Genomic DNA, 12103 nt, shown 5'->3' with positions numbered 1-12103 from the left:
TTTCCTGTGTAGACCGCGAGGAAGCGGTCGCTTGATTTTCCACACCACTAGTTGACCAAATCTTCCAGCAAATTTCCACGTCAACCCACCAATTGAGGCCGAACTGAGAGAAATCGGTGACAAAGCCCACCGCGTGAGGGAACTTTCACAGCCAGAGAACAGCCAGAGGCGGGACGTTCGGCCCGGAAAGCGGTAGATTTGACTGTAACCCGGGCTTGTCGGCCAGCGTCGGCCCGCCCCGCGCCCTCTAGTGCACTGCAAGGAGATGCTGTGAGTTCACAAGACAATACGTCACCGCTGATTAACGGGCTACTGAGCCAGGTACCGGACATTGACTCCGAGGAGACACAGGAGTGGATCGACTCAATTGACGATCTGATCAACCACCGCGGTGGCCCGCGGGCGCGTTACATCCTCCTGTCGATGCTGCGTCGCGCACGCGAGCGCAACATCCAGGTCCCAACCAACCTGAACACCCCGTACGTCAACACGATCGCCGTGCAGGACGAACCGTACTTCCCCGGCGATGAGAGGCTCGAGCGCGAGATCCGCCGCTGGGTCCGTTGGAATGCTGCCGTTCAGGTCACCCGCGCACAGCGCCCCGGCGTCCAGGTAGGCGGACACATTTCGTCCTACGCTTCCGTCTCAACCCTCTACGAAGTTGGCTTCAACCACTTCTTCCGCGGCAAGTCCCATCCGGGCGGCGGCGACCAGGTGTTCTTCCAGGGCCACGCGGCCCCCGGTAACTACGCCCGCGCTTTCGTTGAGGGCCGCCTCACCGAGGCCGACATGGATGGCTACCGCCAGGAGCATTCCCGCCCCGCTGCCGGACGTGGTCTCCCCTCCTACCCGCACCCGCGCCGCATGGAAGACTTCTGGGAGTTCCCCACCGTCTCTATGGGTCTCGGTCCGGCCCAGGCAATTCACCAGGCCTGGTTCAACAAGTACATGCATGACCGTGGCATCAAGGACACGAACGAGCAGCAGGTTTGGGCATTCCTCGGTGACGGCGAGATGGACGAGCCAGAGTCGCGCGGCATGCTCCAGCTGGCCTCACAGCAGGGCCTGGACAACCTGAACTTCGTCATCAACTGCAACCTGCAGCGCCTCGACGGCCCGGTTCGCGGTAACGGCAAGATCATTCAGGAGCTCGAGGCGTTCTTCCGCGGTGCCGGCTGGAACGTCATCAAGGTCATTTGGGGCCGCGAATGGGATCCGCTGCTTGAGGCCGATCACGACCGCGCCCTCGTCAACATCATGAACACAACCCTCGATGGTGACTACCAGGGCTTCAAGGCCAACGACGGTGCGTTCGTCCGCGAGAACTTCTTCGGCCGCGATCCCCGCACCAAGGCCATGGTCAAGGACTGGTCGGATGAAAAGATCTGGTCGCTCAAGCGCGGTGGCCACGACTACCGCAAGGTTTACGCCGCCTACAAGTCGGCAACCGAGCACACCGGCCAGCCCACCGTTATTCTCGCCCACACCATTAAGGGCTACCTGCTCGGTACCAACTTCGCTGGCCGTAACTCGACCCACCAGATGAAGAAACTGAACGAGCAGGACCTCAAGGGTCTGCGCGATACGCTCAGCCTCGACATTGACGATTCGCAGCTCGAGGATCCGTACAGCGCCCCGTACTACCGTCCCTCGCCAAGCAACGAGGCATACCAGTACATGCAGGACCGCCGGAAGGCCCTCGGTGGCTACCTGCCGGAGCGCCGCACCACCTGGAACGGCATCAAGCTCCCCGAGGAGAAGCGTTTCGACGTTCTCAAGAAGGGCTCCGGCCAGCAGAAGGTCGCAACCACCATGGCCCTCGTGCGTCTCCTCAAGGAGCTCATGAAGGACAAGGAGTTTGGCAAGCGCGTTGTCCCGATCATTCCGGACGAGGCCCGTACGTTCGGTCTCGATGCGATCTTCCCAACCGCGAAGATCTACAACACGCACGGCCAGAACTACACCTCGGTGGACGCCGACTTGCTCCTTTCCTACAAGGAAGCCCAGACCGGCCAGATCCTCCACATGGGTATCAACGAGGCCGGCTCCGCCGCCACGCTTGCAACGGTCGGAACTTCGCACGCTGTTCACGGCGAGATGATGATGCCGTTCTACATCTTCTACTCGATGTTCGGCTTCCAGCGCACCGGCGACCAGTTCTGGGCCGCCGCCGACCAGCTGGCACGCGGCTTCATCATCGGTGCCACCGCTGGCCGCACCACGCTGACCGGTGAGGGTACGCAGCACATGGATGGGCACTCCCCCGTCCTTGCGTCAACCAACCCGGCGATGATCATTTACGATCCGGCGTACTCCTACGAGATCACCCACATCGTCAAGGATGGCATCAAGCGCATGTACGGCGACGGTAGCGATGGTCGCGACCAGGACGTCATGTACTACATGACCGTCTACAACGAGCCGATGGTTCAGCCGGCTGAGCCGGAGAACGTTGACGTCGACGGCATCATTCGAGGTATCCACAAGATCGCGGATGCACCCGAGGGTGACGGCAACCGTGTCGGTCTGCTTTCCTCCGGTGTTGGTGTGCCGTGGGCGCTCCACGCCAAGGAGATCCTCGAGTCCGAGTGGGGCGTTAAGGCAAACGTCTACTCGGTCACCTCCTGGTACGAGCTCCGCAAGGATGCCCTTGCGGCGGAAGAGCACAACTACCTCTACCCGAACGAGGAGCGCAAGACTCCGTACGTGACCGAGAAGCTCCAGCACGACGCCGATGTTTTCGTCGCCACGTCGGACTTCGAGCACCAGGTCCAGGATTCGATCCGCGCTTGGGTTCCCGGTACCTACTCGACGCTCGGTGCGGATGGTTTCGGCTACTCCGACACCCGCGCCGCGGCACGTCGCCAGTTCAAGATCGACGCTCACACGATGGTGGTTCGCACCCTCTCAACGCTCGCCGATCTGGGCCGCATCGACCGTTCGGTCGTGGCCGAGGCAATCGACCGCTATGACATCTTCAACGTCAACGCCGGACAGTCCGGCGAGGCTGGCGGAGATGCGTAAACAGTGACAAAGTAGAGGGGCGCCAATTATTGGCGCCCCTCTTCATTGTTTAGAAAGTCATTGATGCTCGTACGTTTATCCTGGGAATATCTGCGTGTCAGAAAATGGAAAGTCCTTGCCGTCATAGCCCTTCAGCTTGTTCAATCAATGGCGGCCCTGATGCTCCCGGCTCTCAATGCCGCCATCATCAACGATGGCGTGCTCCAATCCGATATCGGAAAGATCTGGGTCCTCGGCGCCGTCATGCTGGGCGTGACAATTCTGCAGGTCATAGCCATTGCATCCGCCATCTATGTTGGTGCGGGGCTTGCCATGGGGCTCGGTGCCCACCTGCGTGCCCGGATGTTCACGAAAGTCCAAAAGTTTGGACGAGCCGAACTCCACTCGTTTGGCCCAGCCTCACTCATCACTCGCTCCACGAACGACGTGCAGCAGGTGCAGATGGTGATCCACATGACGTTCACGGTCATTGTCATGGCACCCATCATGGGTATCGGCGGTGTTGTCATGGCGGCGGCTCAGGACATTGTCCTATCCGGACTCTTCGTTATCATCATCCCGGTTCTCGGTATCTTCGTCGCCGTCATGATGATCCAGCTCGGCCCCCTCTACGATGCGCAGCAGAAGCGCGTCGACACAATCAACCGGATCCTGCGCGAGCAGCTCACCGGTGTCCGCGTGATCCGCGCCTTCCTGCGTCAGCGGGCCGAGAAGAAGCGCTTCCGCGAAGCAAATAACAACATGCGGAAAGTTTGGCTCCAGATCGGTACCCGGTGGGCTTTTATGATGCCGGTCATTCAAATGATCATTGGCATCTCCTCCGTCGCCATCATCTGGTTCGGTGGTCACCGCATCGAAGACGGCGGCATGCAGGTCGGCTCCCTCATTGCCTTTATCAACTACCTCATGCAGATCCTCATGGCCGTCATGATGGCATCTATGATGTTCATGATCGTGCCCCGCGCACGCGTCTCCGCGGGACGTATCGGTGCTGTTCTTGACACCGATATTTCCATCATCTCCCCAGCAGCACCGACCGATCTTCCGCCGTCTCCCGCAACATTTGCGCTGGAGAATGCCACGGTCCAGTTTGAGGATGCGGACCGTCCGGTTCTTGACTCAATCAACCTGTCGATGCCAAGCGGAACAACGACCGCCATTGTCGGTGGCACCGGCTCCGGTAAGACCACCCTTGTCCACCTGCTTTCCCGCATGGTCGACCCCTCACCGGGACGCGTTAGCCTCGGCGGTATTGATCTACGGGATTTCGATCCGTCGCAGCTTCGCAAGCGGATCGCTCTCGTCCCACAGAAAGCCTACCTGTTCGCCGGCACAATCGCCTCGACAGTTACTGGCCAAAGAGGCGCCGACACATTTGATGAGGAAAGAATTTGGCGGGCATTGGATGCTGCTCAGGCAACCGAGTTTGTTGAGAAGCTCGACAAGAAACTGCTTTCCCCATTGACCCGGGCGGACGCAATCTTTCCGGTGGTCAGCGCCAGCGGCTCACGATTGCACGTGCCCTCTACCGTGCCATGGCCGAAGATGTTGACCTCATTATTTTTGATGACTCGTTCTCGGCCCTGGACTTTGCAACCGACAAGAAGCTGAGAGCAGCTCTTCCCGACGCAATTCCTAACGTTGCCGTCCTGATTGTCGCTCAGCGAATCTCGACAATCCGCGGCGCCGACCAGATCCTCGTCCTCGACGGGGGCCGCGACGTTGGCCAGGGCACTCACGAGGAGCTCAAGGAAACCTGCTCGACCTATCGGGAGATCGTCGCATCCCAGCTATCGGCGGAGGAGGCAGCATGAGACAGGGCGTAGCACCGGGCGAGAAATCACAGAACTTCGGCCCCACAATCAGGCGCATCCTCTCCATGCTGAAGCCAGCGCGGGGCAAGATCGCACTCATCATTCTCCTCACCGCGATGGCGGTTATCATGCAGGTGGCGGGGCCAGCCCTTCTCGGGCAGGCGACCGACATCATCTACGTTGGCGTTCTCGGCGGGGTCCTGGCAGACATGCCGTCCGGCCTCTCCCCGAAGAAACCGTTGCCCGCCTTGAAGCAGACGGGCGTAACGAGCTTGCCAACATGGTGGGCAGAGCCGACGTCGTTCCCGGCCAAGGAATCGACTTCGGCGACCTCGGCAGGATTCTCATCTTTGTCGCCATCATTTACGTGATCGCTGCCGTCCTCCAGTTCATTGCGGGCTGGATCATCCGGGTGGTCGTGCAGAACCTTGGCTGGGAGTTGCGTGACAAGGCCCAGGCCAAGATTGACCGTATCCCGCTATCCTACATCGATCAGCGTTCCCGAGGTGACCTGCTGTCGCGCGTCACGAACGACGTTGACAACATCACGCAGACTCTTATGCAGACCCTGAACTCGGTCTTCCAGAACCTGCTGACCATGGCTGGCATTACCGCCATGATGTTTGTCATCAGCTGGCAGCTCGCTCTCCTGACCTTCCTGGTGGTTCCCGGAGGCATCTGGTTAGCAACCAAGATCATGAAGCTGGCACAGCCCCACTTCCGCGACCAGTGGTCCACCACCGGTAAGGTCTCCGACACCGTTGAAGAAGCCTTCACGGGCCACGAGGTTGTGACGGCATTCGGTCTCGAAGAGGTCTTCACCACCGAGTTCGGCGAACGCAACGAGAAGCTCCGTCACTCATCATTCATGGCCCAGTTCATCTCAGGCCTCATGCAGCCCGCCATGAACCTCGTCTCCAACGTCGGCTACGTCATTGTCGCCGTCGTCGGCGGCATCCAGGTCGCCTCCGGAACGATCACCCTCGGTGCAGTCCAGGCCTTCGTCCAGTACTCCCGCCAGTTCACCCAGCCACTCGGGCAGCTCGCCTCCATGGCCAACCTCCTCCAGTCCGGCGCAGCCAGCGCCGAACGCATCTTTGTCTTCCTGGATGCGGACGAGATGGAAGAGGACGCCCATGGCACCCTTCCCGAAAAGCGCCGCGGTGAGGTCGAGTTCAAGGACGTCAGGTTCTCCTACGAGGAAGGCACCCCGGTTATTACGGGCCTCTCCCTCCACGCAAAGCCCGGACAGACGGTTGCCATTGTCGGCCCCACCGGCGCGGGCAAGACAACCCTGGTGAATCTACTTCTGCGCTTCTACGAAATCGACTCCGGCCAGATCCTCGTTGACGGCGTTGACGCGAAGACCATCTCCAAGGAATCCCTTCGGGAGAACATGGGCATGGTCCTTCAGGACACGTGGCTGTTCGAGGGAACAATTGCCGAGAACATTGCCTTCGCGAAAGACAATGCAACCCCGGAAGAGATCCTCGAAGCCGCCAAGGCAGCCTCGGTGGACCGCCTGGCCAATCAGCTACCGAAGGGGCTCGACACGGTTGTGGACGACGATGGTGAAACCATCTCTGTCGGCGAGAAGCAGCTCATCACGATCGCCAGGGCCTACCTGGTGGACCCCGAGATCCTTATTCTCGACGAGGCCACATCGTCGGTCGATACGAGAACGGAAATGATGGTCCAGGAAGCCATGGGCCGCCTCAAGTCCGGCAGGACCTCCTTCGTCATCGCCCACCGTCTCTCCACGATTCGGGAGGCCGATCTCATCGTCTACATGGAGAACGGCGACGTTGTCGAGCAGGGTACCCATCACGAACTCATCGAGAAGGGCGCAGCCTACGCCAACCTCTACCAGGCCCAGTTCGAGAACCGCGAAGAGGATCAGCACGTGCAGTAGTCAATGACACAACTGGCCAGAACATTCTGGCAACGGTATTGCCCGGCTCGTGCCGGGCAATACCGTTCGCAGGTTCACCCTGCCGAAGTTTTTGTGCTTTCTGCGGCAGTCTGCTTTCCTGCAGTGGAGTGCTTTGTTTTCCGGCAGACGCGGGCTTTTCTGCGGTAGCGTCCCTTGCACTTTCCTACGACAGTTTCCGCCACCGGGACCGTTTGCTACCCGAGGTCCGACTGCTACCCGAATTGCACGAGCTAGCCGAAGAGCAGCTCCCTCAGCTCATCCATCGTGTCCGCGGTCTTCCAGGCCCGTTCGCGCTCTTGCGCACCGCCTGCACCCCAGCTGACAATGATGGTCTTCAGGCCGTTTGCATCAGCGCCGTCAATGTCGAAGATCCTGTCACCAACCATGACGACCTCACCATCAACCGGGCCGATACCTTCGAGTGCTCGGGCGATAATCTCTGCCTTGTCGGCAGTCAATCCGTCTTCGCTACCTCCGCAGACGGTCGTGAACGTGTCGTAGAGGCCCTTCGCCTTAAGCGTGAGTTCGGCTCCCGAGAGCTTCTTTGAGGTGGCAAGCCCAACGGGCATAACCTCCGCCAGATCACGAATCAGATCGTCCATGCCGGCAAAGACCGGGGAATCGACCATGACCTTGTCGTAGTGCGACCGGTAGAACTTGATGTAGTGAGGGATGTCTTCCTCGGCCGCACCCATGTCCCCCATCGACCACACGAGAGGCGGGCCGACATACTTGATCATGTCGGCTGGGTCCCGTTCAACGCCGGTAATTTCCTTTGCTGTCAGGGCCAGTAGTCGGGTAATGATGGGGGCCGAGTCAATGACGGTCCCGTCGAGGTCGAAAAGAACGGCCCCAAATTTCATTCAAACATCTCCGTGCTACCAGCACCCTCACGGGCGACATCGGCGAAGCCTTCCGACATGTCGACGACGGTCGTTGCACCTTCGAGTCCCACAGGGCCCTCGATAACGATGTCGAGCACGTTACCGAGTGCCTCGTTGACTTCCCACCCATCAGTCATCGGCTCTTCCTCCCCGGGAAGGATCAGAGTCGAGGACAGGATCGGCTCGCCGAGTGCACTGACGAGAGCCTGGGTGATCTTATGGTCGGGTATCCGGGCACCGATCGTGTGCTTCTTCGGGTTCAACGTCATCCTCGGGACTTCCTTCGTGCCTTTGAGGATAAACGTGTAGGGGCCAGGGGTCAGCTGTTTAATGAGGCGGAACTGAGAGTTGTCGACAATGACAAACTGCCCGAGCTGGGCGAAGTCGCTACAGAGAACCGTGAAGTGGTGCTTTGCGCCCACCTTGCGGATCGTACGGATCCGCTCGAGGGAATCCTTGTTCCCCAACTGACATCCAATCGCATAGCCCGAATCCGTCGGGAAGGCGACAACCGCACCCTCCCGGATGTGGTCGACAACCTTGTCGATCAACCGGGTCTGCGGATCTTCGGGATGGATCTCTACATAGCGTGCCATATCAACTCAATTCTCGCGCTTCTCGCGCTCCTTATACTTTGCCTCTGCCGCGGCCTGCGACTCTTCGATCAGCCTGGCAAGAAATGCCAGACGGTCCTCGTGTTCACCGCGAATGGCGTGCTGCTGAAGAATATCGAAATTCCGGGATGCAATATCGGGACGTTCAGCATCAATAGCCGCAAGAATCAGTTGCTCGCCAGCCGCGAACTTCTGATTTTCCGGGTCCCAGTGGCCGATGCCGAGGGAGATGCCGCTTTCGGCGTAGCCCGCCTCGCGGAGCACCTTGATCGATTCACCCAGCGCACGCCCAGTTTCGTCACGTTCGACGGCCGTTTGGAGGCGGCGGGTGGCTCCCTCGATATCGGAATCCACCGACAGTCGGGCGAGTTCAATGAGCGGGTACCAGGCGTTCGGTCGCCCGCTCAGTTCTTCGGCAAGGGACCACATTGCCAGATTGGCCTGTTCCTGGGGCCCTGCTTCCTCCTGATCAGCGGTCAGGGGGTCTTCGAGTGTAGTGGAGCTACTAGCAGCGTGGTCGACAAGTTCGGCCAGACCTTGGAATGCGGCGATGTCGTTGGGATTCTCGGACAGCGTTTCGCGGAGCTCAATGGCCCGTGCAACGTCTGCGGACGCGGCCTCGTCGGCCGAACCGCTGACCTGCATGAGCTGTCTCAGTAAATCGATGAATGCCATAGCATCAGGATACCGAACGTGGGAACTCTTCGGGCAGGTCAACCGCAACTTTTCGTATTTGGGGTAATAATGGACCATGAGCTCCACCCTTGATAAGGCCCGAGAAATCCTCGCATCACTGGCACCCGAGATCCCCGAAGACGAGATCACTAAGGATGCTGACCTGAAAGAAAACCTCCGCCTTGATCCCGTCACCATCTACGCACTAGCCGTCAATCTCGAGCGCGCCCTCAAGATCCAGATCCCCGACTCTCAGATCGAGTCCGCCCGCACTATCGCGGACCTTGTCGCAGACGAAACCGCGGTGAGCTAGCAATTCACAGGCCGAGGGATCACGAGACAGAACGAGAGAAACCGAAGAGCCAATAGTCCGGCAGGACAAAGCGAGCCTCTGGAACCCGCTTCTAGTCGAGGGGATAATTGCGGCAGCTTCGCCCCGCTCTCGTTGCCGATTCTGCTCGATCGATTTCCTTTTCCGCACCCCACATCCCATGAAAGCTGGCACGACAACAGCGCACTCCCCCACTAGCGCATAAACCATCACTTTTTCTTCATTTTCCACTATAAAGCGCCCGACACGCTCGATACTCTTGCTATATAGCAAACGAAATTATCGGACAAGCACTGCGATGAGAAAGAGTGATGACGAATGAAAGGCGCCAACGAGGGCCAACCGGCACGACAACCTGAAGGGATGGTGGGCCATTCTCGATTCCAGCCTCCGAGCGATAATCAATATTCAGGACATACTCCCGACGCCGGAAACCTCGTGTCGCCCGCTCACATCCGCTCGTCCGAGAGCTTTCCAACCCAGCGGAGCATCCCCGAATCGGAACGTATCGCAACTCCTGGAAATTTCTCTGTTTCAGGGCATGAACCTGTTCCACCCTCGCAACCCTCCGCTCAGTTCCCACACCGGCAATACGGGCAGCCGGGGTACGCCCATGCCCCTGGCTACGGCCAGCCGGCCCCGATGCCTCCCTCATACCCAAAGCCGCGGAGGGTCATGAGCATGTGGGCCGCCATTATGTGCATGGTTGCCGCCCTGGCCGTTGGTTTGGTCGCTGGACTTTTCATACCGGTAGAACTTGGCGGTGGTTCTTCTACTCAAGCACAGGCAGCCTTCGAGGAAGCCGTCGACGAGTGCGCCGTGACATCGTCGCGGTACATACAGATTCTTGATGATGGGTCTGCGCTGTCGATTGACACCGAAGGCGAAGAATCAGCCGGGGCAACTTACATCGAAGCAGCATGCGTTCTTAGTTCTCTTGAGGTCCCCGATTCGATCGTTGCTCGAGTCGACACAACACGTGCTCTTGACGGTCGACAGACGGGCTCATGGGATAGCTACGAAGCCTCGTGGATCTATCATCCAGACGATGGGCTAAGCATGGTCATCGAGGTCGTCGACGAATAAGGCCCAGGACTCGCCGCCGGGTGAGGCATGAGTTTCTTTTGACTGCACAGCAAAGCCCCGGTTTCACCGGGGCAGAACTGTTTATACCAGCGTTCGGTGGCTTTTTCGCTGGCGCTTTAACCGACTCGGTGTAGCCAGCGGACGGGTGCTCCTGCTCCCGCATAGCGGAAGGGCTCGAGTTCGTCGTCCCAGGCCTGGCCGAGAGCCAGGTCAAGGAGGCGTCTCATCTCAACCGGATCGGAGTCGGCGAATTCGAGGGCTGCACGGATGCGGTTCTCGGGTACGACGACGTTACCGACGAGGTCGGTTTGGGCGTAGAAGATGCCGAGCTCGGGCGTGTGCGACCACCGGCCACCTTCCGACGTCGGGGTGGCATCCTCGGTGATTTCGTAGCGCAGGTGCTCCCAGCCGTTGAGTGCGGACGCCAGCATGGCTCCCATGCCGATCTCGCCAGTCCACGAGAACTCTCCACGGTGGTAGAGAGGGTTGGCAGGCTGGTCTGTCCACTCGATATGCACCTGGTATCCCAGGACACCAGAAAGCGCCCACTCCACATGCGGTTGGAGGGCGGGCGTTACAGAATGTATGAAGACAACGCCACGGGTGGCGCGCTGTGTTGTCATCGGAACCTCCTTAGGTGAGATTCCCCGTCACACCCATTCGGCTTCCGATACAACTAACTGTGCCACAATCCGCAACAACACGCCAGTTCCCCTTTGAGCATGCAAAGGTACCTGGAATAGGTAAGTGTCCGCTCGCCCGAGCCCGGTTAGGTCCTCCCGCGCCACGCATGGTCCTTGAGCGCGGGATGTGGGTCAAAGCAGGAGCCGGGCCCTACTTCTTTGGCGGAAGCGCCTGATCAAAAATTTCGAGAACCGTTGGCGCACTGAATTCGAAGCCGGCGTCCTCAAGGTAGCGGGGCATGACTCGTTGCGAGGCGAGGGCCGCCTGTTCGGCAAAGTCACCGAGGGCTAATTTCATGACGGGCGCGGGGGCCGTGAGGAAGGCGGGCCGATGAACGTAGGCGGCAAGCAACCTGTGCCAGTCAGCATTCCGAAGCGGTTCCGGAGACGACAGGTTGATTGGGCCCTCCAGCTGATTTTCGATGGCGTAAAGGGTTGCTCGGACGTGATCGTCGAGCGAAATGGTCGACATCCATTGCTCGCCGCTACCGAGTTTGGTGCCGAGGCCCGCACGGTAGAGGTGCTTGAATAGGCCCAGCATGCCTCCCCCGCTATCCATGACCAGGCCGGTTCGGAGCGCGCTGTGACGAATGCCGAGGTCGGTCGCTACGTGGCCAGCCCGTTCCCATTGGACGCAGAGGTCCGCAAGGAAGTCACTTCCGGGACCGGATTCTTCGGTGAGTATTTCGTCGCCACGGCCCGCACCGTAGTATCCGATGGCGGAGCCGGTCAAGAAATGTGTTGGACGGTCCGGTTCCTCAAGGCGCGCAAACGCTTCGGTGAGGGTGTTGACCGAGGTGAGCCTCGATTCGAGGAGGGTCTTCTTATAGGAATCCGTCCAGGGCCGCGAAAACAGGCCCGCGCCATTCAAACATACGACGGCATCGGCCCCAGCAAGCTGGCGTTCATCAATAGTCCCGCTCTGTGGGTCGAAGGTGATGTCTCCGGGGGCGGGGTTGCTTCGGACAATTTTCGTAACATCCCAGCCCTTTGTTTCGGCCCGCTTGGTAAGCGCGGTACCGATAAAGCCGGTTGCTCCGGAGACGATCAGTTTCATGA

General features: G+C 59.5%; 12 protein-coding genes. 7 read left to right on the top strand and 5 right to left on the bottom strand.

Annotated elements, in window-relative coordinates:
• Positions 1 to 270: 270 nt before the first annotated feature.
• The 5 genes from aceE (at position 271) to EJ997_RS01970 (ending at position 6750) form a co-directional block, all read left to right on the top strand.
• Positions 271 to 3024: a pyruvate dehydrogenase (acetyl-transferring), homodimeric type gene (gene aceE, locus EJ997_RS01980; protein WP_126703097.1), complete on the top strand. Its 2754-nt coding sequence runs from the start codon at positions 271 to 273 to the stop codon at positions 3022 to 3024.
• A gap of 63 nt (positions 3025 to 3087) precedes the next feature.
• Positions 3088 to 4635 (top strand): ABC transporter ATP-binding protein, encoded by a 1548-nt coding sequence (locus EJ997_RS01975; protein WP_228201551.1) that lies wholly within the window; start codon positions 3088 to 3090, stop codon positions 4633 to 4635.
• Positions 4560 to 4838: a hypothetical protein gene (locus EJ997_RS13355; RefSeq protein ID WP_228201550.1), complete on the top strand. Its 279-nt coding sequence runs from the start codon at positions 4560 to 4562 to the stop codon at positions 4836 to 4838. Before EJ997_RS01975 ends, EJ997_RS13355 begins: the two co-directional genes overlap by 76 nt.
• Complete coding sequence (locus EJ997_RS13350; RefSeq protein ID WP_228201549.1) at positions 4835 to 5209, top strand: hypothetical protein; 375 nt, start codon at positions 4835 to 4837, stop codon at positions 5207 to 5209. The genes EJ997_RS13355 and EJ997_RS13350 overlap by 4 nt, the downstream gene beginning before the upstream one ends.
• Entirely contained in the window at positions 5119 to 6750 is a 1632-nt protein-coding gene (locus EJ997_RS01970) for an ABC transporter ATP-binding protein (RefSeq protein WP_228201547.1), read from the top strand. Before EJ997_RS13350 ends, EJ997_RS01970 begins: the two co-directional genes overlap by 91 nt.
• Positions 6751 to 7001: 251 nt before the next feature.
• On the opposite strand, the gene EJ997_RS01965 is transcribed toward EJ997_RS01970, so the two are convergent.
• Genes EJ997_RS01965 through EJ997_RS01955 form a run of 3 tightly spaced genes read right to left on the bottom strand, consistent with a single transcriptional unit; the run spans position 7002 to position 8944 of the window.
• Positions 7002 to 7634 (bottom strand): HAD hydrolase-like protein, encoded by a 633-nt coding sequence (locus EJ997_RS01965; protein ID WP_126703096.1) that lies wholly within the window; start codon positions 7632 to 7634, stop codon positions 7002 to 7004.
• Complete coding sequence (locus tag EJ997_RS01960) at positions 7631 to 8251, bottom strand: L-threonylcarbamoyladenylate synthase (RefSeq protein ID WP_126703095.1); 621 nt, start codon at positions 8249 to 8251, stop codon at positions 7631 to 7633. The genes EJ997_RS01965 and EJ997_RS01960 overlap by 4 nt, the downstream gene beginning before the upstream one ends.
• A gap of 6 nt (positions 8252 to 8257) precedes the next feature.
• Complete coding sequence (locus EJ997_RS01955; protein ID WP_126703094.1) at positions 8258 to 8944, bottom strand: hypothetical protein; 687 nt, start codon at positions 8942 to 8944, stop codon at positions 8258 to 8260.
• A gap of 76 nt (positions 8945 to 9020) precedes the next feature.
• On the opposite strand from EJ997_RS01955, the gene EJ997_RS01950 reads away from it, so the two are divergent.
• Both EJ997_RS01950 and EJ997_RS01945 read left to right on the top strand, forming a co-directional pair.
• Positions 9021 to 9257 (top strand): acyl carrier protein, encoded by a 237-nt coding sequence (locus tag EJ997_RS01950; RefSeq protein WP_126703093.1) that lies wholly within the window; start codon positions 9021 to 9023, stop codon positions 9255 to 9257.
• 699 nt (positions 9258 to 9956) lie between these two features.
• Positions 9957 to 10361, top strand: a complete 405-nt coding sequence (locus tag EJ997_RS01945; RefSeq protein ID WP_164719708.1) for a hypothetical protein — start codon at positions 9957 to 9959, stop codon at positions 10359 to 10361.
• Positions 10362 to 10477: 116 nt separating this feature from the next.
• On the opposite strand, the gene EJ997_RS01940 is transcribed toward EJ997_RS01945, so the two are convergent.
• Together EJ997_RS01940 and EJ997_RS01935 are read right to left on the bottom strand one after the other, a co-directional pair.
• Positions 10478 to 10984, bottom strand: a complete 507-nt coding sequence (locus tag EJ997_RS01940; RefSeq protein ID WP_126703091.1) for a DUF3145 domain-containing protein — start codon at positions 10982 to 10984, stop codon at positions 10478 to 10480.
• Between the two features lie 211 nt (positions 10985 to 11195).
• The gene (locus tag EJ997_RS01935; RefSeq protein ID WP_126703090.1) at positions 11196 to 12101 is read right to left on the bottom strand and encodes a TIGR01777 family oxidoreductase; all 906 of its coding nucleotides are present in this window, start codon (positions 12099 to 12101) and stop codon (positions 11196 to 11198) included.
• Positions 12102 to 12103: the final 2 nt, after the last annotated feature.

This window comes from Flaviflexus ciconiae (genome assembly GCF_003971195.1).
GTDB classification, from domain to species: domain Bacteria; phylum Actinomycetota; class Actinomycetes; order Actinomycetales; family Actinomycetaceae; genus Flaviflexus; species Flaviflexus ciconiae.
This window is presented reverse-complemented; position numbering and strand designations above follow the sequence as displayed.